The following is a 24742-nucleotide window of genomic DNA, read 5'->3' as shown; positions in this document are numbered from 1 at the left end:
TCAGGTCAGTCCACGAAGGGGGGCTTGAAGCGCACTTGCGCGGTCAGCCGGATCGGCGCGTTGGCCGCACCGTAATGGGTGTAGCCGCGCCGCTCGACGAGCTCGAAGAACACGCTGCGCTCGAGCGCGCGGGTGTAGAACTGGAAATATTCCGCTTCGCCGTCGCGGTCGTAGAGGATGTCGAGCCGCGCCATGCGCTCGAGGAGTTCGGGTGCGAGATCCCAGCGCGCGGCAAGGTCGTCGTAGTAGTTTTCGGGAATATCCAGCCGCTCGATACCCGCCGCGATCGCGTGTTCGGCCACCGCGAAAATGTCGGGCACGTGCATTGCAATGTGCTGCACCCCCGCGCCGAAGTAGTGCTGGACGAAACGCGCCGAGAGCGACTGGGCCGCCAGCGATCCATTGAGCGTGAAGCAGACCGCACGATCGCGCGATTCGACCGCCTGGCTGTTGACCAGCCCCATCGGGTCGATGATGTCGACCGGCGCGGTCTTGGTCATGTCGAACAGGCTGACGTAGAGCAGGAGGATGCTCAGGAAATCGTCCGAATGCATGGTCTGCGCGATGTGGTCGACGGCGTCGACAAGGGGCTCGGCAAGCGGCTCCTCGAGCGGGGTCGGAAACTCGTGCGCCCACATCGCCGCGGCGCTCTGCGCCTCGACGAAATAGAGCAGGCTTCCGCCCAGCCCGCGCACGCTGGGAATCGCCCAGTCCTCGGGGTTCGCCGGCTGCTCGAAACGGGCAATCCGCAAGGCATCGGCGCGCGCGAGCGCATCGACGGCGCGATCGACCGTGATCCCAATCGCGCAGACCGAGAGGCCGTGGACGACGTCGAAGCTATGCGCGAGCCCTTGGTCCTCGCAGTTGACGACGATGTTGACTTCACCCTGCGTCCAGCGCGTCACGTCCTTGCTGCGGTGGCGCGCGGCGGGACGAAAGCCCAGTGGGCGCAGCGTGGCACCAAGCGCCTCGGCCTCGGCCCGGCTGGCGGCGAACTCGATGAACGCGACCCCGCGCGCGGCGACTTTGGGCGGGAGCGGTTCGGCAAGCGGCGGGATCTTGGCGATCCCGCTCGCCAGGAGCTGGAGCGAGCGGTAGCCGTCGCAGGCGATGCTGCGCGCCGAGCTCGCGCGGAAGCGGTCGTTGAATATCTCGAGGCTCCAGTAGCCCTCGTAACCGATGCGCCGGATCGCCTCGGCCCAGTCATCGAGCGCGAAATCGCCTTGTCCCGGCATGCAGCGGAAATGGCGGCTCCAGCTCAGCCGGTCCATGTCGAGCTGCGGCGCGTCGGCGACTTGCACCAGGAACAGCTTCTCGGGGCGGATGTCGCCGATGCTGGCCGAGGGGATCGCCCGCGCGAGCGAATGGAAGCTGTCGAGGATGAGCCCGAGCGCAGGATGGTCGACATCGCGCACCAGCGACCAGGCCTCGCGGTGGTCGTGGACGTGACGCCCCCAGGCAAGCGCCTCGTAGCCGATGCGAAGGCCGCGCGCGCCCGCGCGTTCGCCCGCTTCGGCAAGGTCGGCGAGAATCGCCTCGCGATCGCCCGAGGCCTGGGGCGAGCAGCTCGAGCAGACCAGCAGGAGATCGGTGCCGAGTGCTTGCATCAGGTCCATCTTGCGTTCGAGCCGGTCGAAGGCCCGTATCCGCTGGGCGCCTGACAAGCCCTCGAGGTCGCGGAAGGGTTGGAACATCGTGCACACCAGCCCGAGGTCGGCCATGCGCTGCGCCACCTCGCGCGGCGAAAGCGGCGAGGAAAGCAGGTCGTTCTCGAAGATCTCCACGCCTTCGTACCCGGCATTGGCGATGGCCACGAGTTTGTCCTCGAGGACACCGCTGACGCTGACGGTGGCGATGGAAGTCTTCATGATGCGGCGCAGCCCTTGTTCTCGAAACACGTCCCGGAAGCCAGAGGCAAGCGGCCCGAGGATTGCGCGCGGGAAGCCTGCCGCGCCACCGCCTTCCTCGTCCCGCCTGCCTGCTCTGGCGGACCTGATACCACCCGCGGACCATTGACAAAAGCATAAATGTTAGGAACTAGTTCGTTCCATAGATGTGGGACAGGAAGCATGAAGGCCGGGAGACGCGGCCCAAGAATGGCGTTATGCGACGCGGGTCTAGTCGTGCCCGCGCCGTGCTCCGAGCAAGGCCGGGCAGGCCCTATCGGAGAACCACGTGACCACGCCCGCCAAGCCCCAGCGCCGCTCCCACGCCCAGGCCCGCGAAGAGGCCATCGACCAGATCCTCGACATCGCCACGCGCGAATTCGTCGAGAAGGGCCTGGCCGGCGCGCGCATCGACGAGATCGCGGAGCAGACCAGCAAGCGGAAAATCTACTACTATTTCGGCGGCAAGGACGAGCTCTACCGCGCCGTCCTGGAACGCGCCTACCACCGCATGCGCGACAGCGAGAGCACGCTCGCGCCGGGCGATGGCACGGCAGCCGAAGCCTTGCGGCGGATCATCGAGCACGACGTCACCTACCATGCCCAGCACCCCGACCTGGTGCGCCTGGTGATGAACGAGAACATCCACCACGCCGAGCACCTGCGCCAAATCGAATCGATCCGCGAGAAGAACCGCGGGGTCATCGACGTGCTCGCGGGCATCCTCGAGCGCGGCGCGCGCGAAGGGCTTTTCCGCGACGCGATCAACCCGGTCGAGCTGCACATGACGATCTCGGCACTGGCATTCTACAACGTCTCGAACCAGCACACCTTCAGCCACAACTTCGGGGTCGACATGACCAGCCCCGAGGCCGTGGCACGGCGCGCAAAACAGGTTGCGGACATCATACTGGCGTGGGTGGCGCGCTCGGCCGTGGTGTCCCCGGGCGTCTGACGACGCCCGCAGGTCCCTCTGTCCGAGCCGCCGCTTCCGCCCCATCGGGAGAGGACCTTGAATACCATTCCAAAGACAGCGCCCGGCCCCGCGCTGGATCGCTGGACACCGGCCGGGCTCGCCGCCGTGGCGCTGTGCTTCGTCATCAACATGGCCGACGGGATCGACGTGACGATCCTCTCCTATATCGCCCCGCGCCTCCAGGCGGATTGGGCGATCGGCCCCGAACTCATGGGCCGCCTGTTCAGTGCGGGGCTGCTGGGCATGGCCATCGGCGGAATGTTCGTCGCCCCGCTCGCCGACCGCTTCGGACGCCGCCCGATCATCCTCACCGCGCTCGTCGCCATGACGCTGGGCAGCCTCGCCTGCGCCGCCGCCTCCAGCCTTGCCGAACTCTTCGCGATGCGCGTGCTGGTGGGCACCGGGATCGGCACCGTGCTCGCCGCGATGGCCGCTCTCGCCGCCGAGAGCGCGCCGACCGCGCACCGCGACCTGGCGGTCGGCATCGTCCAGGCCGGCTACCCCTTCGCCGCGATCTTTTCGGGCCTCATCGTTGCCGCACTGCTGCCCAGCCACGGCTGGCGCACGATGCTGCTGGGCGCGGGCCTCGTTACGCTTGTCCTGCTGCCCGCTGCGTGGTTCATCCTGCCCCGCCATGCACCCGCACCGGACAGGGCTCGCGGCGGACACCGGCTCGCGCATCTCTTCGCGCCCGGATACCGGGGCCGCACGCTCGCCCTGTGGGGCGCGGTCTTCTTCGGCCTGATGGTGCTCTACTTCATCGTCAGCTGGATTCCCAAGCTCGCGATCGAGGCCGGAATGTCCGAGACCGACGGTATCTACGCGGGCGCGATCTACAATTTCGGCGCTTTTGCAGGCACGAGCCTGATGAGCGTGCTGACCACCCGCGTGCGCCTGCGCGTGCTGGTCCCCACGATGCTGGTGGGCGCGGCAGGCACCCTCCTCGTGTTCGGCGCCTTCGCGATGCCGGTCGCGCTCACGCTCGTGGTCGCGCTGGCCATCGGGGTGCTGCTCCAGGGTGGCTACAACGGCGTCTGGCCGATCGCGGCGGCGGCCTATCCCGCGACCATCCGCGCCACCGCCGTCGGCTGGGCGATCGGCATCGGCCGCGCGGGCGCGATCATCGGGCCGCTCATGGGCGGCTACCTGCTCGCCGCGAAAGTCTCGCTGTTCACGCTGTTCGCGTGCTTTTGCGGCCCCCTCCTTGCCTGCGCGCTGTGTGCCGCGCTGGTCCGACGCGAACCGTGCGATTGATTCCGCCTCCCCTCCGTCAATTTAATTTGACAGGAACTAGTTCGTAACATAAATGGCATGAAGGGGCTGCACCCAAGCCGCCCGCTCCCAGGGAGGGGCTCGTGCTCCATCACGTCACCGCGGCCGCACGGTCCGCCCGGCCCAATCCACGATCGGAAATCGCCCCATGAACGCCCCGCGCTCGCTGACCGCCGGCCTGATCGGGCGCGGCATCCTCGCCTCGCAGTCGCCTGCCATCCACGAAGCCGAGGCGTTCGACCACGGCGTCGCGCTCGCCTATATGCTCGTCGACTTCGACCATCTCGGCCTCGACGACGCGGCACTGGGCGATACGCTGGCATTTCTACGCGGCGTCGGCCTGACCGGCGTCAACATCACCCACCCCTTCAAGCAATGCGTCATCCCGCTGCTCGACGAGGTTGACGCGACGGCGCAGGCGCTGGGCGCGGTCAACTGCGTGCGCTTCGAGGAAGGCCGCACGATCGGCTTCAACAGCGACTGGGTCGGCTTTTGCTGGCTGCTTGAAAGCGAGCTGCCCGGCCGGTCGCTCGAACGTGTCGCCCAGACCGGAGCGGGCGGCGCCGGCTCCGCCACCGCCTGGGCGCTGCTCAGCATGGGCACCCGCGAGTTGCGCCTGCACGACGTTTCGTACGAGCGCTCTACCGCTCTGGCCGAGCGCCTGCGCGCCCACTTCCCCGAAGCCCGTGTCGAAGTCTGCGACCATGCGGCCGAGGCCATCGCGGGCGCCGACGGCGTGGTCCAGTCCACCCCCGTGGGCATGACCGACCACCCCGGCATGCCCTTCGCAGCCGAACTGCTGCGCGCGGGCCAGTGGCTGGCCGACGTGATCTACTTCCCGCGCGAAAGCGAGCTCGTCCTCGCCGCGCGCGCGCGCGGCCTTGCGGCGGTCGGCGGCGAGGCAATGGTGGTGGGCCAGGCGGCCGATCCTTTCCGCCGCTTCACCGGCCTCGAACCCGACCGTGCCCGTATGATGCGCAAGCTTCGCGAGCGGCTCGCGCCGCGCACGCCGCAAGGCGCCTTGCCCTGATTGCCGCGCAGCGAGGCGGCGGAACCGGACAGGAAAGCCCAGGACGCAAGCGAAACCGTCAGCCCCAACGAGATCATCGTGACCGGCCAGAAGCGCGCCGAGACGATGCAGGACGTGCCCTCGGCGGTCAGCGTCCTGGCAGGGGACAGCCTCGCCGCCGCCGGGGTCGAGGAAATCGCGGACCTCCAGAACTCCGTGCCCGGCCTCTCGGTCAGCGCGGCGGGCCTGACCCAGGCGGTCAACATCCGCGGCATCGGCCTCGCGAGCGGTTCGCCCAATGCGGCCAACGGCGTCGCGACCTACTTCGACGGGCTGTTCCAGCCGCCGATCGTCTCGACCAACAGCTTCTACGACATCGGCTCGGTCGAAGTGTTCCGCGGGCCCCAGGGCTCGTTCGTCGGTTCCAACTCGACCGGCGGTGCGATCTTCATCACCAGCAAGAACCCCGAGCTCGGCCACTACGGCGGCTATTTCAATCTCGAGACCGGCAACTACAACCGCGCGGGCATCGACGGGGCGGTCAACCTCCCGGTAAGCGACACGCTGGCGCTGCGCGCGGCCGGGATCTACCGCAACCGCGACAGCTACTATGCGATGGAAGACCCGAGCCTGGGCCAGCCGGGCAAGCTCAACGAATACGCCGGCCGCTTCGGCCTCGCCTGGGATCCCTCGGACGCTTTCAGCGCGCTCCTGAAGGCCGAAATCGCGCGCAAGGACACTGGCGGCTATACCTATCGCCCGATCCTGGGCACCCGCTACGAAGCCGCGCGCAGCGACGACATCTACACGCTGAACTACAACTCGCCCACCGCCAACACGGAGAAGGCCGAGCAGTACAGCGCGCGCTTCGATTACACCACCGGGGGCGGGGTCAACTTCCGCTCGATCTCGGGCTACCAGAACAAGCGCATAACGAACTTCTACGACGTCGACGGGACCAACGCTGCCTCGCTGACCCAAAGCCAATTCGTGCGCGAACGCGTCTATTCCCAGGAATTCAACGTGATCTCGCCCGAGACCGGCGCGCTGCGCTGGATCGCAGGCGGCTACTACCAGCAGAACCGGATTCTCGTAGACATCTCGAACAACCCCGCAGCGGCGGTCCACGTCGACGTCGACATCCGCAACAAGAAGGTCACCACCGGCTGGTTCGGCCAGATCAGCTACTACCCCGCCCCGAACCTGTGGTTCGACCTGGGCGCGCGCTACAGCACCTACAAGGTCAACGGCAGCGGGGCGGTGACGCTGGTACGGCCGGGGGCGACGGTGTTCCTCTCGGATCCCGGCGGCCACGAGAACGACGACCAGGTCACCGGCAAGATCGCGGTCAACTGGGAGCCCACCGGCGATCACCTGCTCTACGCCTTCGTCGCCAAGGGCTACAAGTCGGGCGGCTATTCCTCGACGACCACGACGTTCGCGCCTGAAAAGGTGATCGACTACGAACTGGGCTGGAAGGGCACTTTGCTGAACGGCGCGCTCACCACGCAGCTCGGCGCCTTCTACTACGATTACTCGAACTTCCAGCTCGACGCGCTCAACCCCACCAACGGGAGTTCGACGCTGATCAACCTCGCCAATGCGACGGTCAAAGGGCTCGAGGCGCAGGCCCAGCTCGCGCTCGGAGGGCTTCGCCTCAACGGCACGGCGTCCTACACCGATTCCAGCCTCTCGGGCACCGACTTCATCGATTCGCGCGGGGTCGCCTATGCCTATCCGGGCGCCAGCAACGTGCCCGGCTGCAGTGCGGGCCAGACCCCATCGCCGACCGCGCCCTACACCTGCATCAACTACGAAGACTTCACCCTGAGCACCGCGGGCGGGCCCAACCTGTTCTCGCCCAAATGGACCTGGAACCTCTCGGCCGAATACACCATCGCGGCGGGCGACGAGCTGACGATCACCCCGCGCGTGAATGTTTCGCACGTGGGTTCCCGTTACACCTATATCGCCTATGATCCCGTCCGCGATCGCCTCAAGGCCTACGAGCTGCTGGGAGCCTCCGTGGCCTTCTCGCTCGACCGCCTGACGTTCGAGATATGGGGGACGAACTTGACCAAGGAAAAATACAGCACCGGCCAAACCAACAACACGAGCGAGTTCTACGGGGCTCCGCGCGAGTATGGCGTGCGCCTGAAGGCCATGCTCTGATGGCGCGCCGCGCCCCTCGCCCCTCGCGCGCCCGGCTGGCCTGTGCCGCGCTGGCCTGCAGTAGCCTCACGCTCGTGGCGGGATGCGCCGCCAAGGGGGACGCGAGGGTCGCGGCCGATACGCCTGCGGCGCAAGCCGTGCCCGCCATGGCACTCGGGGATGCGCAGGCGCGCTGCGCCGCGCTCGGCCAGGGACTGGGAGCGGCCAGCCCGGTGCCGGGGCTCGTCGTCACGCAAAGCGCGTGGGTTCCGGCCGGACTCACGCTCAAGACCCGCGAGGGCGATACCGCCCCGCTGCCCGCGCACTGCCTGGTCGAGGGGCATTTCGCCGAGCATGAGGGCCGCATCGGCGGTCCCTATGCGATCGGCTTCCGCATGCGCCTGCCCGGCAAGTGGAACCAGCGCTTCCTGTTCCAGGGCGGGGGCGGCTCGAACGGCGTGGTCGGCGATGCGACCGGCCCCAACGGCGCGGGCAACCCGCTCGCGCTGGTGCGCGGCTACGCCGTGATCGCGCAGGATTCCGGCCACGACAACACCGCCAACACCCTGCCCAGCCACCAGGGCGAGCTGGTCTTCGGCTTCGACCCCGAAGCCCGCCGCAACTATGGCCACGCCAGCCTGCCGCAGACCAACGCGCTCGCCCATGCCCTCCTCGCCGCGTTTTACGGCCACGACAGCAGCACCAACCTCTACTGGGGCTGTTCGAAGGGTGGGCAGGAAGGCATGGCCTTCGCCCAGCGCTATCCCGAGGCCTTCGACGGCATCGTCGCGATGGCGCCGGGCATGTCGCTGCCGCGCGCCGCGCTGGCGCAGGCCTGGGACGTGCAGCAGGTCGCCTCGGTGCTGAAGGCGCGCGGCGAGCCGGTGACGCTCGAGGGCTTCAAGACCGCGTTCCGGCCCGAGCAGCTGCAGCTCGTCGCACAGACCGCGCTCGCACTCTGCGACCGCGACGACGGCCTTGCCGACGGGGTGATCGGCGCGGTCGGCCAGTGCACCAGCGCGCGGGTCGTGCCCGAGCTGCGCAAGCACCAGTGCGGGCCGGGCGCCGCGGGCACCTGCCTCGAGGACGCGCAGATCACCGCGCTCACCCGCATGATCGACGGCCCGCGCGATCACGCCGGCAAGGCGCTCTACGCACGCTTCCCCTGGGACACCGGCATCGCCGCGCCGGGCTGGGCAATGTGGAAGGTCGGACTGGTCAACGGGCCGCCCGCGTTCAACGTGCTGCTCGGCGGAGGCTCGCTCGCCGCCGTGTTCACCTCGCCGCCGACCGCGCTCGGAGCCGATCCCGCGAGCCTCATCAAGTGGCAGCTCGGCTTCGACTTCGACACCGACGCGAAGCGCATCTACGCCAAGGTTCCACCCTTCACGAGTTCACCGTGGGAAGACGTGGGCATGCGCGCAAGTGACCTTTCGAAGTTTCGCGCACATGGCGGCAAGCTGATCGTGCCCCACGGCGCGAGCGACCCGGTGTTTTCGGTGCTCGACACGATCGCCTGGTGGCGCGAGGTCGACGCCGCATCGAAAGGGCAGGCCGCAAGCTTCGCGCGGGTCTTCGCGGTGCCGGGCATGAACCATTGCGGCGGCGGCCCGGCGACGAGCCGGTTCGACAGCCTCGGCGCCCTCGAGAACTGGGTCCTCGCCGCCAAGGCGCCCGATGCGATCCCCGCCGAAGCCGGGGACGACAGCTCCCTTGCCGGACGGCGCATGCCGCTTTGCGCTTTCCCCACGATCGCGGTGGGCCGCAAGGTCGATGGCGTGGTGCGCTACACTTGCGCACCGCCGCCCCGACAGGAGTGATCGCCGCGCCCGGTCGCTCTCCGATGATATTACTATTGATGATAGGAAAAAATTCGCTATCCATCATAGCCAAGTGAATCAGGGCCACAGAGCCAAGGGAGATACCGGATGTCCGAATTCGTACGCCTCAACCCGCTGACGGGCGAGGTCGCGTCGCGCGCCAAGGCCATGAAAGCGGCGGATATTCCCGCAATTGCGGCCGCCGCCGCCGCCGGACAGGGCGAATGGGGCGCGATGGGCCCGAACGCGCGCCGCGCGGTGCTGACCAAGGCCGCCGAAGCGCTTGAGGCGCGCAAGGACGATTTCGTCGCCGCGATGATGCACGAGATCGGCGCCACGGCGGGCTGGGCGATGTTCAACCTGACGCTGGCGGCGGGCATGATCCGCGAAGCCGCCGCGCTCACCACCCAGATCTCGGGCGAGATCATCCCCTCCGACAAGCCCGGCTGCCTCGCCATGGCCGTGCGCGAACCGGTCGGCGTCATCCTCGGTATTGCACCGTGGAACGCGCCGATCATCCTGGGCGTGCGCGCGATCGCGGTGCCGCTCGCCTGCGGCAACGCGGTCATCCTCAAGGCCAGCGAAACCTGCCCGCGCGTCCACGCGCTGATCATCGAGGCTTTCGCCGAAGCCGGCTTCCCGCAGGGCGTCGTCAGTGTCGTCACCAACGCGCCCGAGGACGCGGGTGAGGTTGTCGGCGCGCTGATCGACGCCCCCGAAGTCAAGAGCATCAACTTCACCGGATCGACCCACGTCGGGCGCATCATCGCCACCCGCGCGGCGCAGCATCTCAAGCCCTGCCTGCTCGAGCTGGGCGGCAAGGCCCCGCTGCTGGTGCTCGAGGACGCCGACCTCGACGAGGCGGTCAAGGCCGCCGCGTTCGGTGCCTTCATGAACCAGGGCCAGATCTGCATGTCGACCGAGCGGATCATCGTCGTCGACGCGGTGGCCGAGGCCTTTGCCGAGAAGTTCGCCGCCAAGGTCGCCTCGATGGCGACCGGCGACCCGCGCGAGGGGACGACCCCGCTCGGCGCGGTCGTCGACCGCAAGACCGTCGAGCACGTCAACGCGCTGATCGAGGACGCGCTCGCCAAGGGCGCGACGCTGCTCACCGGCGGCATGGCGGACAGCGTGCTGATGCCCGCCACGGTGGTCTCGGGCGTGACCGAAGCGATGAAGATCTACCGCGACGAGAGCTTTGGCCCGGTCGTCGCGCTCCTGCACGCGCGCGACGAGGAACACGCCATCGCGCTCGCCAACGACACCGACTACGGCCTTTCTGCCGCCGTCTTCACCCGCGACACCGCGCGCGGCCTTGGCGTCGCGCGGCGCATCAAGTCGGGCATCTGCCACGTCAACGGCCCCACCGTCCACGACGAGGCGCAGATGCCCTTCGGCGGCGTCGGCGCCTCGGGCTATGGCCGCTTCGGCGGCAAGGCCGGGATCGACAGTTTTACCGAACTGCGCTGGCTGACGGTCGAGACGCAGCCGGGCCACTACCCGATCTGAGGACGCGGCCGGACTTCGAAAACGCCCGCGATGCGCCTCGCCCCGCTCCTTCCGACCTCGCCCGCCTCAGCGCCACAAGGCGTTGAGCGCGGGCACGAAGTGGTCGCGGTGCTCGGTGGGGATGCGGCGCATCAGGTCGCGCTCGAAGTCCTGCGTGATGCGGCGCACCTCGCCCAGCACCCTGCGCCCCGCATCGGTGAGCACGACCGCCAGCGACTTGCCGTCGAGCGGCACGCGCGCGACGAGCCCGCGTGCATCGAGGCGGGCGACGAGCGGGGCCATGTTGGCCGAACGGATATCGAGCGCGGCGCCGATCTGGGTCGAGGTCATCGTCGCGCGCCCGTCGATCAGCAGCAGGATCGAGGCTTCCGAGACCCGCAGGTCCACCTCGCCCAGCAGCGTGCCCAGTTCGGCCATCATCGCGTTGGCCGCGCGGCGCAAGGTGTAGCCCGGCAGGATCGCCAGCGGATCGCTGTCTTCCACGGGCGCAGGATCAAGGGGGTTTCCGGTCACGTCGACCACAGGCTTCCTCCGCAAATGGGCTTCTTCGAGCCTCTTCATACCTATCGAATATAGTCAAATACACTGTTCAAGGAAAACTGCCATGTCTGATCGCAAACCGGAAGATACCGTCTCCTACACCATCGAGAACCGCATCGCCTGGGTCTCGTTCAACCGCCCCGAAAAGCGCAACTGCATGAGCCCCTCGCTCAACCGGCGCATGATGGAAGTGCTGAACGAACTCGAATTCCGCGAGGACGTGGGCGTGCTCGTGCTGACCGGCGAGGGCACCGCCTTCTCGGCGGGCATGGACCTCAAGGAATACTTCCGCGAGAACGAGGAAAAGGGCCTTGGCGCCATCCGCCAGGCGCAGCGCGAGGCCTATGGCTGGTGGGAACGCCTGCGCTGGTATGAAAAGCCCACGATCGCGATGATCAACGGCTGGTGCTTCGGCGGCGCCTATGGCCCGCTGTTCGGCTGCGATCTCGCGGTTGCCGCCGAGGACGCGCAGTTCGGCCTGTCCGAGATCAACTGGGGCATCCTGCCGGGCGGCGGCGCCTCGAAGGTGATCGTCGAGCTCACCGGTTTCCGCAACGCGATGTACCACGCGATGATGGGCGAGAACGTCGACGGCAAGAAGGCCGCCGAATGGGGCCTGGTCAACGAGGCCGTGCCCGCCGACCAGCTCAAGGCGCGCACCACCGCGATCGCCGAAGTGCTGCTGGGCAAGAACCCGACGGCCCTTCGCGCCACCAAGTGGGCCATCCGCCGCGTGCGCGAGATGTCCTTCGACAATTCGATGGACTACCTCGTGCGCACGCAGGAAGCGGCCAACTTCTTCGACAGCGAAGGACGCAAGGAAGCCACCCGCCAGTTCATCGACGAGAAGACCTTCAAGCCGGGGCTGGGCGGCTACGACATCACCAAGTCACGCTGATACCATCAAGGGGGCGGCGGCACGCCAGCCGCCGCCCCCTCTCCTTACGTCCAAGCCCGGGAGAGGCTCTGCAATGACCGACAATACCCTTTCGCACGATGCACTCTCGCGCCTGCTGCGCCCGCGCTCGGTCGCCGTGATCGGCGCCAGCGACAAGCCCGGCGCGCTCGGCGCCTCGGTGCTCGGCAATCTCGAGCGCAACGGCTTTGCCGGCGAGATCTACCCGGTCAATCCCAAGCGCGAAACGATCGGCGCGCGCCGCTGCTATCCCGCGATCGAGGCGCTGCCCGAAGGGGTCGACGTCGCCGTGCTCGCCATTCCCCAGCCCGCCGTGCTCGACGCGATCAAGGCGCTCGCCGCGCGCAAGGCCGGCGGGGCGATCATCTTCTCGGCCGGCTTCGCCGAAGGCGGCGAGGAAGGCAAGGCGCAGCAGGCCGAGATCGGCCGCATCGCCGCCGCCCACGGCATGGCGATCGAGGGGCCCAACTGCCTCGGCCTCGTCAATCACGTCGACGCTATCCCGCTCACGTTCGTGGAGACGCAGACCGCGCCGCCAGAGGGCCGCCGCGCGCTCGGCATCGTCTCGCAATCGGGCGCGATGGCGGCCGTGCTCGGCTCCACCTTCGCTGCGCGCGACCTGCCGATCAGCTACTCGGTCTCGACCGGCAACGAGGCCGCGAGCGGGGTCGAGGACTACGTCGAATGGCTGATCGCCGACGAGGCGACGCAGGTCATCGCGATGATCGTCGAGCAGTTCCGCCGCCCCGCCCGCTTCCTCGAGGCCGCCGCCCGCGCGCGCGGCGCGGGCAAGCCGATCGTCCTGCTCCACCCCGGCAAGTCGAGCGCCGCGCGCGAATCCGCCGCCACCCATACCGGCGCGATGGCGGGCGACTACGCGCTCATGCGCCGCAAGGTCGAACGCGAGGGGGTGATCTTCGCCGAGACGCTGGAAGAGCTGGGCGACATCACCGAGATCCTCATGCGCTGCCCGCCGATGCCCAACGCCGAAGTTGCCGTGCTCGGCGAATCAGGCGCCTTCAAGGCGCTGACGCTCGACCTCGCCGAGGAATTCGCGCTTCCCCTCACCCACCTCGACGACACCAACGCGCCCGCCCTGCGCGCCGCGCTGCCCCTCTTCGTTCCCGTGAGCAACCCGCTCGACATCACTGCGCAAGGGCTAAGCCAGCCCGAGATCTATACCGAGACGCTCGCCGCGCTGCTCGCCGACGATCGCGTCGGCGCGGTCCTTGCCGGGATCATCCAGACCGATCCGGTGACGATCGGCATCAAGGCGCCCGCCATCCTCGCCGCGCTCGGGGACGGCGAGCGCAGCAAGCCGCTGATCTACGCCGGGCTCGACGAGGGCGCGCCGATCCCTGAGAGCGTCGTCGCCGACTTGCGCGCACGCGGCATTCCCTGCTTCCCCAACGCCGAACGCGTGGTGCGCGCGCTTTCGCGCCTTGCCGCCTTTCACGCGCGCGAACTCGAGAAAAGCCCGGCCGCCGGAACGCCCGTGGCGGGCCTCGACGAGCACCATGGCGTCGTGGCCGAATACCAGGCCAAGGCGCTGCTCGCCCCGCTCGGCTTCGCGTTTCCCCCGGGCGGCTTTGCCGACAGCGCCGAGGCGGCCGTGACCGTGGCCGAGCGCATCGGCTACCCGGTGGCGATGAAGGCGCAGGCCCAGGCACTCGGCCACAAGAGCGATGCCGGAGGCGTCCTCCTCAACCTCGCCGACGCCGATGCGGTGCACCGTGCCTGGCAGGCGATCCACGCCAATGTCGCCGCCTACGACGCAAAGATCGCGCTGGACGGCGTCCTGATCGAGGCGATGGGCGAACGCGGCCTCGAGATGATCGTGGGCGGACGCAACGATCCCGAATGGGGGCCGGTCGTGCTGGCCGGCTTCGGCGGCGTCACCGCCGAGATCCTGAAGGACGTGTGCCTGCTCACCCCCGACATGACGCCCGCGCAGATCGAGGCGGAGCTGATGGGTCTCAAGAGCGCGGCACTGCTCGCAGGCTATCGCGGCTCGCCCCGCCTCGACGTCCCCGCGCTCGCGGCGATGGTCGGCCAGGTCGCAGCGGTCCTCAGCGCCGAACCCGAACTGGCCGAAATCGATCTCAACCCCGTCATCCTCTACCCGCACGGGCGCGGGGCGGTCGCTCTCGACGCGCTCATGCTGGTCGAGCCCGCGGGCGGCTGAGCTTCGACGGCGGCGAGCCCGACACCACCCAAAAAGCACAAGAGGCCGGGCAAGACGCGGCCAGTTGGAGAGTATCCCGAGACATGCACCCACCGTCCCCCGAGGCCGTCGACCCCCGCAGCATCGTCGCACAGGCGCCGATGCGGCCGCGCCAGATCCTGGCGATCGCGATGTGCGTCCTGCTCAACGCGCTCGACGGCTTCGACGTGCTGGCGATCAGCTTCGCCTCGCCCGGCATCGCAGCCGACTGGGGGATCGACCGCGCCGCGCTCGGCGTGGTGCTTTCGATGGAGCTCATCGGCATGGCGGCGGGGTCCTTCGTGCTGGGTCCGCTCGCCGACCGGATCGGGCGCAAGCCGACCGCGCTCGCCAGTCTTGCCTTGATGGCCGCAGGGATGTTCGGCGCCGCGCAGGCGCAGGGGATCTGGCAACTGGCCACGCTGCGCCTCGCCACCGGACTTGGCATCGGCGGCATGCTCGCCTGCACCAATGCGATGGTCGCCGAATACGCCAACGCGCGCTGGCGCAAGGTGGCGATTTCGGTCATGGCTTCGGGCTACCCGGTCGGCGCGATCGCAGGCGGCGCCTTCGTCAGCGCGTTCGTCCTCGACGAGGGCTGGCGCCATGTCTTCAGCTTCGGCGCGATCGTGAGCGCGGCGATGCTGCCGCTGGTCTTCCTGCTGGTGCCCGAAAGCGTCGAGTTCCTGCTGCAGCGCGCGCGCCCGGACGGCCTGCGACGCGTCAACCGCGCGCTCGCGGGGCTCGGCCATGACGGTGTCGCGGCCCTCCCTCCAGCTGTCGGCTCCGCGCAGGCGAAAGCCTCGCTCGCGCGCCTGTTCGCAGCGGATCTGCGGCGCAGCACGGTCCTGCTCACGCTCGCCTATTTCTGCCACGTGATGACCTTCTACTACATCCTGAAATGGATCCCCAAGATCGTCGTCGACATGGGCTACGCCCCCTCCTCGGCGGGCGGCGTGCTGGTCTTTGCCAATGTCGGCGGGCTGCTCGGCTCGCTGCTGCTCGGCGCGCTGACGCTGCGCCTCGGCCTGCGCCCCCTGATGATCGGCGTGCTCGCGCTGGCAAGCGCGCTGGTGATCAACTTCGGACGCGGCGCGGTGGACCTTTCCGGCCTGTCCTGGGCCGCCGCCAGCGCGGGCTTCTTCACCAACGCCGGGATGGTCGCCTTCTACCCGCTCATCGCGCAGAGCTTCCCCGCCGAAGCGCGGGCGGGGGGCACCGGCTTCGTGATCGGCGTGGGGCGCGGCGGCGCGGCGTTGGGTCCGGTCGTAGCCGGGTTCCTGTTTACAGGTGGCCTCGGCCTCCTTGCAGTCTCGGCCGCGATGGCGCTCGGCTCGCTCCTCGCGCTTTGCGCCATCGCCGCACTGCGCGAGGTCCCTACGAGCTCGCGGTAGCGCCCCAAGAATGCCTCATCACGGAAAATCGAGGGTCACGGCGTTGATGACGCCCGGGTAGACAAAGGGCCCCGGCGCCGCGTCGCTCAACGTGGTCCCATAATCGCGACCGATCGAGACGCCGCCTTCGCTCACGAATAGATAGCCCGGCGTTCGGGGCACTCGCCCGGACGCGATGGGGTTGCCGTCTGCCGTGATGCGCACGGTCGCACCGGCTCCCCTCTCGCTACCCTCATAGGCGAACTCCACCGTAATCCGGTGCGCGCCCGGTGCCAGCGGCGCTGCCCCTGTGATCGCGCTGTGATCGCGCTCCTCGATCGAGGCGTTGTAGCGGAACACGGGCTTGCCGTTCTCGATCATCAGGCCCCATCCGCACAGCCGCCCCCCTTGCGAGATGATCGCGCCATCCGCCGAACCCTGCGGCACGACGATGTCGGCGGTCAGCACCCAACTGCGGTTCATGATGCTGGGGAAGCCGTAGCGCGAATAGCGATGCGCGCTGTTACGAAAGACAAAATGCTTCTGCCCGTTCGCAATGAACGGCCAGGGAACCCGCGCCTGATGTTCCGGCAGGCCGACGCCGTACCGCTCTGCCGTTCGCGCGTAGGCGGCCTTCAGTTCCTCCAGCTTGCGCGGATTGGCCTTTGCCAGGTCATGCGACTGGCTGAAGTCATGATCGAGATCGTAGAGCTCCCACTGCACCGGCACGCCCGATGCCGGAGGAGCCTCCTTGTCCCATGGCAAGACGCGCGGCTTCGTCGATGCCAGCCAGCCATGATCGTAATAGGCGATATTGTCGCGCAGTTCGAAATACTGGCTGGGGTGCTGCGTGGGCGCATTTGCCGCCGCGAAACTGTACGTCAAACTATGGCCGGCCAAGGGCTGCTGCTCGACACCGTCGACGTGTGCGGGGGGCGTGATGCCGGCCGCCTCGTAAAGTGTTGGCGCAATATCGGTCACATGCGCGAACTGCTGGCGGACCTGGCCTTCGCCCTGAAGGTGCCCTGGCCAGGACATCACCATGCCGTTGCGCACGCCGCCCAGATGCGAGGCCACCGCCTTGCCCCACTGGAACGGCGTGTTCATCGCCCAGGCCCATCCGGCGGGATAGTTGTTCCAGGAATAGCGCGTGCCGAAATCGTCAAGGTGCGCCAACTGGTCCTGCAGGTCGTCCGGCATGTGGTTCTTGCCGCGCGCCACTTCGTCGATCGTGCCTTGCGGCGATCCTTCCAGGCTCCCGCCATTATCGCCTTCGATAAAGACGATCAGCGTGTTGTCGAACTGGCCATTTTGCTTGAGCTGATCGATGATCCGACCGATTTCGTGATCGCAGTAGGCAAGCTGCGCGGCGTAGACTTCCATCATTCGCGTGTAGACGCGCTTCTGGTCCGCCGACAGCGACGACCAGGCCGGAATGGCATCGGGACGCGGTGTCAGCGCCGCGTTCGCGGGGATGACCCCCATCTTCTTCTGCCGGGCAAACGACTGTTCGCGGGCCTTATCCCAACCCGCGTCGAATTGCCCCTTGAAGCGTGCGATCCACTCCGCCGGGGCCTGGTGCGGCGAATGCGCGGAACCCGGCGCGTAGTACATCAGGAAAAGCGTTGCAGGGCGGATGCCGTGCTGCATGTTGAGCCAGTCGATCGCGTGATTGGCCAGATCCTTGTCGAGAATGTACGAAGGATCGTCCTGCGCGATCTCCTTGGCGTTGCGGTTCTCATAAAGGGTCGGCGCGAACTGGTTCGTCGCGCCGCCGAGAAAGCCGTAGAAATAGCCAAAGCCCAGGCCATTGGGCCAACGCTCGTAAGGCCCGACCGACGTGATCTCCCACAAGGGCGTGTTATGGTGCTTGCCCAGCATCGCCGTGTCGTAACCATTGCGTGACAGGACTTGCGCGAAGGTCGCCGCCGATTTGGGAATGTAGGAATTGTACCCCGGGTTGGGCGAGGCTTCCTCGCTGATGACGCCGAAGCCGACCGAGTGCGCGTTTCGACCGGTGAGCAAGGCGGCGCGCGTGGGCGAGCACATCGAGGTGGTGTTGAAGTTGTTGTAGCGAAGCCCCCTGGCCGCAAGCGCGTCGAGCGTGGGCGTGGGGATCGGCCCGCCAAAGGCGCTGCTGGCGGCAAAGCCGACATCGTCGGTCATGATGACCAGGATGTTCGGCGCCTGCGCTGCGGGCTTGGGCTGACTTGGGTAGCTGGCCGGGGCTGCAGCTGCCGGTGTATCGCTGGCCCCCGCTCCGCCCGCAAGGCCGACGGCCAAGAGTGTCGCGATCGAACACAGGGACGCGCCGAAGCTCCTGCGGATTAGTTTGCCCATCAGATCGTTTCTCCCGTTTTCTTTCGGTCCGGCAATTTGGTTTGCCTGGACGAATGGCGGGCCGGGAGCAACCCCGGCCCGCCTCGTGGTCAGAATGACTTGCGAATGCCGATTTTCCATTCGCGCGGCTCGGCCGGCGTCGCCGAAACGATACCGATCGGATACTTCAGCGCGCTAATGTAATAGTACTTATCGAAGATATTGCTGACCGTCAGCGCGACCTGCAGGTCGCCGCGTTCGTTTTCCCAGCTCAATCGTCCGTTCGCCAGCGCATATCCGTCGATCTTGGTGCGCGGATCGTTGTCCACCTGCGGGAAGAAGGAAGACTGGTAGCTCACGTCCAGCCGCGGCGAGATCGTGCCGAAACCATCGACCGGGACCGCATATTGGATGCCGAAGTTGCCCTTCCATTCCGGGGCGAAAGGAGCACGGTTGTCGAGCGTGATACCGCTGATCGTCGCCCCGGTCGCGCCGATGCGCTCGAACTGGAAGCCCAGGTAGCTACCCGAGGCATCGATCGTCAGACCGTCGAGCGGACGGATGTTCAGTTCCAGCTCCGCGCCCCAGAAGCGCGCATCGCCTGCGTTGACCGGTGTCGAATTCAGCGTGCTGTTTGCCGTGGGCGACTGGTTGTTGAACAGGATGTCGGTGTACTTGTTCAGGAACACCGCACCGTTCACCCGCAGCGCACGTCCCAGCAGGTCGGCCTTGAAGCCGGCTTCGTAGGCCTTGAGCTTTTCCGGCTCGAAAGCGACCACCTGTTCCAGGACATAAGGCCTGGGGTTCACACCGCCACCGCGATACCCCGTGGAGAATTGCAGGTAGGTCATCAGGTCGCGCGACCAGCGGTATTGCACACTGGCACGGTAATCGACGTTGTCGCCGGAGTAGTGCCCGGTCAGACCGTCGATCGCGCCCGCGGCGGTATAGGACGGCTGGCTCGGGTCATAGGGATTGCGCCGCCCGAATTCGTAACTCTTGGAATCCTTGGTGTAGCGAAGGCCGCCGATGACCGACAGAGCATCGGTCAGGTTGGCGGTCACGTGCGCGAAGAGCGATTTGCTTTCCGACGGAATCCGGTCGCGCTGGGAATAGAGATTCTCGCGGGCCGTGCCGGGCAGAATGTAGTTGGTCCCGCTGTAGCGTCCCACCGACTTGAAGTAGTAGGCGCCCACCGTGTAGTCGATCAGGTCATCGGCCAGCGTGCCGCCCAACCGCAGTTCCTGCGTGAACTGCCGGTAGTTGTAGCGCTGGGATACCGTGTTGATGCCGTAAGGCGTCAAATCGATGTCGGTGGCATTGGCCCCGGCATAGTGCTGATAGGCGGTGATCGAGGTGAGCTTCATGGCGTCGCTCAGTTCCCAGTCGATCGTACCGGAAAGGACCTGAGCCCGCAGTCGGAATTCCGGAACGAGCGAGGTGGAGGGATGGCTGCCCGCACCGTCCACGCCGCTGTAGCTGGCCGGGTCCGTAAAGGCCGGATTGGTGTAGGTTGCATAACTGGTCCGGCTCTTGGAGCCGGTGATGAAGATATGCGGATCGATGCCGCTCGGGATGTTCGTCGTCGTCGTGATATCGAGCAGCTTTTGCGGAGTAACCTCCGAGTTCTCGCTGCTGACCATCCCGATCAGGTTGATCTCGAGCCTCTCCGAGGGAATGAGACGCACCGCCATGCGCCCGGCCTGAAAATTGCGCCCCCCTTCGGTGCCGGCCTTGCAACTGCCGTCCGATGCCGAAGCAACACCGCTGTCCGGGTAGAGGCAGCCGTAATCGTAGCGCTGGAAATAGCCGTCGGATTTCTTGGACACGCCCGACAGTCGCACCATGACCTTGTCGGGGACCAGAACGAAGTTGGCCGCGCCCTTCAGTTCGATCCGGTTGAAACGGCCATAGGCCAAGTCGAGATAGCCGCTGTTCTCGTCGTTGGGCTTGAGCGAGAACATCTTCACCGCACCGCCGATCGAGTTCTTGCCGGCCAGGGTGCCTTGCGGGCCGCGCAGCACCTCTACGCGATCAAGGTCCAGCAGATCGAAGATCGAACCGAAAACCGTGCCATAATAGACATCGTCGATATACATGCCCACGCCCGGCTCGAAGGCGAAGGAGGAATCCGACTGGCCGACGCCGCGCACGAAAATCTGCGCCCCGCCGCCGTTGGCACCACCGGCCTTGCGCATCGTCACGTTGGGCGCGCTGGAGGCCACATCGAGAACGGTGGACGCCCCCTTGGCTTCCAGGGCCTCGCCGTTCACCGCAGTGATCGCCAGCGGCGTATCCTGCAGGTTCTGGGCCCTGAACTGCGCGGTGACGATGATTTCCGACGTCGCCTGATCATTTTCCGACTGGGCGTTTTGTCCGGTTTCCTGCCCGAACGCAGGCGCTGTCCAACACAGTACCATTGCCGAGCTGCAGAAAAGCTGCAGCCCCTTCATACCGATCCCCATGCTCGCTCTCCTCTTTCACTATGTTATTATTATGAAAATACGTGTTCGATCGCGTCCAACCATCGCGACACCGCCATCGCGCCCGGATCGATCTGGCCAACTGCGATTTCGCCCAGGTAGCTGGCCCGCCCAAGTTGCGGTGCCAGCATGGCGGTCCGTTCGGCGCCGTGGCTGGCGGCCTGCGCAGCATCGGCAAGCGCGCGGCGCGTCGTCTCGCCGGTCCGTGCGGCGTGCGAAAGCGCGGCGGAAGCCGGAAGCAGCGCATCGAGCATGGTGCAGTCGCCTTCGCGGGCCCCGCCCAGGCGCGTGATCGCCTCGCACCCGGCGGCCATCGCCGCAGCCCAATCGGACAACCGCAGGGGCAGTGCGGCGTCGCGCAGCGATGCCGACACCGCCAGCGTGAAGGCGGCATAAAGCGGCCCGGACGTGCCCCCGATGGCCCGCCGCAAGATGTTCGACACGGCCTGCAGCGCCGGCGCCGGGTGCGACATGTCGAGTTCCCCCCGGGCCTCGAGCACAGCCCGTGCCCCACGTTCGAGGCTGATGCCCAGATCGCCGTCGCCCACGATGCGATCGAGATCCGTCAGGTCGGCTTCCGCCGCAATGAGCGTCCAGGCGACCCGCTCGATCGCAGCAGCCAGCAAAGCCTGGTCCGCCTCGGCGAGCGCACCGGTCGCATCGCCAGCGTGCGTCGCATCGGTTGCCGACGCCTCGAGCAACCGCATGTCCGCCGCGGGCCGCGATGCCCGTGGCCACGCCGGAGCATCGGATGCAGCGTCGATCCATTCGATCAGGCCATCGTTGGCCCGGGCCAGCGAGATCGAGCACCCCGCCATTTCAAGCGCGGTCAGCAGCGATCCGCTCACCACCCGCTCGACCCGCAAACCCTGCATGCGCACGCTGTTCAGCGCGCTTCCCAGCACGATCGCGATTTCGGCCGGCGGCGTGCCCCCCAGGCCATTGACCATCAGGACAACGCGCTCGTCGCGCCCGAACCCCTTGGCTTCCACGATCCGTGAGACCAGGCGCGACGCGACCGTGTCGGCATCGCTGTTCGCTTCGCGCGAAAGCCCCCGTTCGCCGTGAATGCCAAGGCCATATTCGATTTCGTCAGGCCCCAACTCGAAACTGGCGACCCCCGCCGAAGGATTGATGCAGGGCGCCAGCGACACGCCCATGGTGCCGATACCTGCGATGAAGTCCTGCAACATGGACACGATCGCGCCCAGAGGACGACCTGCTGCCGCGGCGGCGCCCGCAACCTTATGGACGAGGACCGTTCCCGCCAGGCCGCGCGCGCCCGCCCGGCTGTGCCCCTGGTCGAGAGCGACGTCGTCGTCGACCAGCACCATCTCGACAGCCAGCCCCTCGCTGCGGGCGATCGCTGCGGCGAGACCGAAATTGAGCCGGTCGCCGGTGTAGTTCTTGACGATCAGCAGGCAGCCCGCCGGTCCGGTGACGAGGCGAATGGCCGCGAGGACCGCGTCCACGCTCGGCGAGGTGAAGACCGCCCCCGTCACCGCGGCCGTCAGCATGCCCTTGCCGACATATCCGGCATGGGCCGGCTCATGTCCGGCTCCGCCGCCCGAGATGAGCGCCACCTGCCCGTTCGCGTGCAGATCCTGGTAGTCGGCGCGTACGATGACGTCATGCGCGGGCAGCAAGGCCAGCCGGTCATCCGACATCGCCAGGCCGGCCAGCATGTCGGGCACCAGGGTCGCGGGCGAATTGATCAGCTTTTTCATGCGTAATTCATCCGTTCCTGAATTTTCTGCGAGAATGTGAGACTGACGAAGCCGAACAGCGCAGCACCGGAGGCCACCAGTGCCAGCGACTTGCCGACGGCGTTGGCGTCCTGGAAGAGATAGTCGGTCGAGATCGCGATCAGCGTCGAGCCCGCCATCATGCCGATCAGCGTGACGGCAAAGAGGTAACAGGCGGTCACTTGCCCGCGGAACTGATTGGGCGTGATCGCATAAAGCGCGACCGGTGCCAGGCCGGTCGGAAGGCCGAGCACGAAGCAGGTCCAACCCAGCAAGATCAGCGCCACCAGCGGCGTCGAGGCGAAACCGAAGCCGACGAGCGAAGGGATCATCAGCAAGGCACAGCCCCGCATGACCAACAGCACGCCGCCTTTCCCGATTTTCGCCACGACCTTGTCGGAAAGCCATCCTCCCACCCAGATCCCGGCAGAGCCACAGACCATCAGCAACGTGCCGTAGATCGCCCCGATCTCGCCTGCAGAATAGCCGAACACGCGGATGAAGAACGTCGGGGCCCAGCCCGCAAGGCCGAAGTTTATCAGACCATTCGCTCCGAACGCGGCGATCATCGTCGCGAGGGCAGGCCCTTTCCTGCGAAAGAAGGCGAGCGTTTCCTTCACGCCGGCTCCCTCGTCGCTCACTTCCCGGCGTGGCGGTTCGCGCACCGCCATGACGAGGGCCGCGACCAGCAAACCGGGCGCGCCCACGACGAAAAACGCCAGTTGCCAGGGTTCGAGAGTTCCCACGATGGGCCATGCCGTGCCGGCCCAGGCCTGGGTCGCGTCGATCGCCGCCCCGCCGGCAACCAGCGCCAGTCCGGACCCCATGAAGACGCCCATCGAAAAGACGCTGATCGCCCGTCCGCGTTTGGCGGGTGGGAAATAGTCGGCGATCAGCGAGAACGACGCCGGCGAAAGAGTCGCCTCGCCGACCCCGACGAACATGCGCGCAACGAACAGGCCCGCGAAACTATTGGCGAGGCCACAGCCGATCGTGGCCATGCACCAGATGACCATGCCGATCGCGATGATGTTGCGCCGATTGCGACGATCGACCGCGCGGCCGATCAGGATGCCGAACGCTGTGTAGAACAGTGCGAAGGCGAGCCCGTGCAACAAGCTGAGCTGCGTGTCCGAAATATGCAGGCTTTGCTCGATCGGAACGACCAGAAGGCTCAGGACCTGCCTGTCGATCAGCGATATCGTATAGGCGGCAAGAAGCAGGACAACGATCAGCCAGGCCCGCAACGGTCGGTATGACCAACTGTCCGACGCCGGGTCCTTCACCCCGCTCGACCCAGGCGCGATCATGCCGGCTCGACCGAGACAGGAAGCGAGGAGAGCCCACGCAACCAGTTGTTGAGGTGATCGACCGGCTCACCGTCTGGCGCCAGGCGCGCGGCCCGGCGGGCCAGAGCTTCCAGCGCCAGTTCCGCCTCCAGCCGCGCCACGACCTGGCCGATGCAGGCGTGTATGCCGACTCCGAACCCTACATGCCCGCGCACGTCACGCTGGATGTCGAATTCATCCGGACGTTCGAACTTGCGCGGGTCGCGATTGGCCGCGCCCACCAGCATGAGCACTTTGCTGTCCGCCGGAATGCGCACACCGTCGATATCGACATCGCAGGTGGTGGTGCGCGCAATGAAAGGGCTGGGAGAGCGGAACCGCAATGCCTCTTCGAAGGCCGTCTTTGCCAAGCTCGGATCGGCGTGCAGCATCGCCCACTGCTCGGGACGCTCGGCGAGAGCCTGAATGGCAAAGCCGATCCCGTGCATCGTCGTATCCATGCTAGCCGAGAAGAAAGTCCGCACCAGAGTGGCCGCGTCGTCTTCCGGAAGGCCCGCAGCCGCGCACTCGTTGTAGATCCGGGCGCCCAGACCATCGTCGGAAAGGTTCTCCCGCCGGCACATCTCCATGACCGTCTCGACGATCGGGGCGGCCTTTTCCTGCGACTTGCGCCACAATTCGTTCTTCGGCCCCATCGAATTGAAGTTAAGTTCGGAATAGATCAACATGAGGTCGTGGGCCTCGGCCGGCAGCCCCAGCATCGTGGGCACGATCTGCAGCGGCACGGCCTCGGCAAGCTCGGTCACCGCATCGAAGTGCCGCTTGGCCACCAAGGCACGGACCAACGCGTCGGTGCTGGCCTCGAAACGGTCGCGAATGACCTGGAGAGTGGCACCGGTCAGCACGCTTGCGAAAATCTTTCGGTAGCGCGCATGGTCCGGCGGATCGTTCTCCAGGATCAGGCTGGGACGCCGCCAGTTGCCCGATTTCCCAATATGCGTAAGCCCCGTGCCGAAGGCCGAAGAAAAGCGCCTCCAGTCCATAAACGTCGACCGAACTTGGTCGAACTTGGCCACCGCCCACAAATCGTAACGCGGCAGATAGATCACGCCATCAGCCGCCAACGCGATCTGGTCGAACCAATCGGGATTGCGCAATGCCTTTTCCGAAAACGGATCGACATCAACGATCACGGGCTCTCGCCGCGCCGCCTCTTCCATGGCCAACTCTCCCCAGGCGCGTTTGCTGCGC

General features: G+C 66.9%; 16 protein-coding genes. 9 read left to right on the top strand and 7 right to left on the bottom strand.

Translation table 11 applies throughout. The features are described 5' to 3' along the window. Positions 1-5 precede the first annotated feature (5 nt). Positions 6-1868 carry a bifunctional sugar phosphate isomerase/epimerase/4-hydroxyphenylpyruvate dioxygenase family protein gene (locus HT136_RS07315; protein ID WP_214198917.1) on the bottom strand — a complete coding sequence of 621 codons (1863 nt, stop codon included), beginning with the start codon at positions 1866-1868 and terminating at the stop codon, positions 6-8. A 307-nt stretch (positions 1869-2175) separates the two neighbouring features. On the opposite strand from HT136_RS07315, the gene HT136_RS07310 reads away from it, so the two are divergent. The 6 genes from HT136_RS07310 to HT136_RS07285 all read left to right on the top strand — a co-directional run bounded on the left by HT136_RS07310 (position 2176) and on the right by HT136_RS07285 (position 10623). Beyond that, positions 2176-2841, top strand: a complete 666-nt coding sequence (locus HT136_RS07310; protein ID WP_214198916.1) for a TetR/AcrR family transcriptional regulator — start codon at positions 2176-2178, stop codon at positions 2839-2841. A gap of 57 nt (positions 2842-2898) precedes the next feature. Then, entirely contained in the window at positions 2899-4116 is a 1218-nt protein-coding gene (locus tag HT136_RS07305) for an MFS transporter (protein WP_246543437.1), read from the top strand. Between the two features lie 166 nt (positions 4117-4282). After that, complete coding sequence (locus tag HT136_RS07300) at positions 4283-5164, top strand: shikimate dehydrogenase (protein ID WP_214198915.1); 882 nt, start codon at positions 4283-4285, stop codon at positions 5162-5164. Next, on the top strand, positions 5165-7315 hold the full coding sequence (locus HT136_RS07295; protein ID WP_214198914.1) for a TonB-dependent receptor: 2151 nt from the start codon (positions 5165-5167) through the stop codon (positions 7313-7315). Next, a complete protein-coding gene (locus HT136_RS07290; protein ID WP_246543436.1) occupies positions 7315-9114 on the top strand; it encodes a tannase/feruloyl esterase family alpha/beta hydrolase in 1800 nt (599 codons plus the stop codon). Before HT136_RS07295 ends, HT136_RS07290 begins: the two co-directional genes overlap by 1 nt. 108 nt (positions 9115-9222) lie before the next feature. Next, positions 9223-10623 (top strand): aldehyde dehydrogenase, encoded by a 1401-nt coding sequence (locus HT136_RS07285; RefSeq protein ID WP_214198913.1) that lies wholly within the window; start codon positions 9223-9225, stop codon positions 10621-10623. A 66-nt stretch (positions 10624-10689) separates the two neighbouring features. Here the strand turns inward: HT136_RS07285 and HT136_RS07280 are convergent, their stop codons facing one another. Continuing rightward, complete coding sequence (locus HT136_RS07280; protein ID WP_214198912.1) at positions 10690-11136, bottom strand: MarR family winged helix-turn-helix transcriptional regulator; 447 nt, start codon at positions 11134-11136, stop codon at positions 10690-10692. 91 nt (positions 11137-11227) lie between these two features. On the opposite strand from HT136_RS07280, the gene HT136_RS07275 reads away from it, so the two are divergent. From HT136_RS07275 to HT136_RS07265, 3 genes are all read left to right on the top strand, one after another. After that, positions 11228-12061: a p-hydroxycinnamoyl CoA hydratase/lyase gene (locus tag HT136_RS07275; RefSeq protein ID WP_214198911.1), complete on the top strand. Its 834-nt coding sequence runs from the start codon at positions 11228-11230 to the stop codon at positions 12059-12061. Between the two features lie 73 nt (positions 12062-12134). Further along, positions 12135-14264 (top strand): acetate--CoA ligase family protein, encoded by a 2130-nt coding sequence (locus HT136_RS07270; protein WP_214198910.1) that lies wholly within the window; start codon positions 12135-12137, stop codon positions 14262-14264. 83 nt (positions 14265-14347) lie between these two features. Next, positions 14348-15676, top strand: coding sequence for an MFS transporter (locus tag HT136_RS07265; RefSeq protein ID WP_246543435.1), 1329 nt, complete (start codon positions 14348-14350; stop codon positions 15674-15676). An 18-nt stretch (positions 15677-15694) separates the two neighbouring features. Here HT136_RS07265 and HT136_RS07260 read toward each other — a convergent pair whose 3' ends face one another. The 5 genes from HT136_RS07260 to HT136_RS07240 form a co-directional block, all read right to left on the bottom strand. Continuing rightward, positions 15695-17995, bottom strand: coding sequence for an arylsulfatase (locus HT136_RS07260; protein ID WP_214198909.1), 2301 nt, complete (start codon positions 17993-17995; stop codon positions 15695-15697). Positions 17996-18084: 89 nt separating this feature from the next. Continuing rightward, positions 18085-20439, bottom strand: coding sequence for a TonB-dependent receptor (locus tag HT136_RS07255; protein WP_214198908.1), 2355 nt, complete (start codon positions 20437-20439; stop codon positions 18085-18087). 29 nt (positions 20440-20468) lie between these two features. Beyond that, on the bottom strand, positions 20469-22184 hold the full coding sequence (locus HT136_RS07250; RefSeq protein WP_214198907.1) for a dihydroxyacetone kinase family protein: 1716 nt from the start codon (positions 22182-22184) through the stop codon (positions 20469-20471). Beyond that, complete coding sequence (locus HT136_RS07245) at positions 22181-23512, bottom strand: spinster family MFS transporter (protein ID WP_214198906.1); 1332 nt, start codon at positions 23510-23512, stop codon at positions 22181-22183. Before HT136_RS07245 ends, HT136_RS07250 begins: the two co-directional genes overlap by 4 nt. Beyond that, positions 23509-24711 (bottom strand): cytochrome P450, encoded by a 1203-nt coding sequence (locus HT136_RS07240; RefSeq protein ID WP_214198905.1) that lies wholly within the window; start codon positions 24709-24711, stop codon positions 23509-23511. Before HT136_RS07240 ends, HT136_RS07245 begins: the two co-directional genes overlap by 4 nt. Between the last annotated feature and the right edge of the window lie 31 nt (positions 24712-24742).

Origin of the sequence: Novosphingobium profundi, from assembly GCF_018491765.1 — a bacterium.
Lineage (GTDB): Bacteria > Pseudomonadota > Alphaproteobacteria > Sphingomonadales > Sphingomonadaceae > Novosphingobium > Novosphingobium profundi.
Note: the sequence above shows the minus strand (reverse complement) of the source record. Positions and strands in the feature narration are given on the sequence as shown.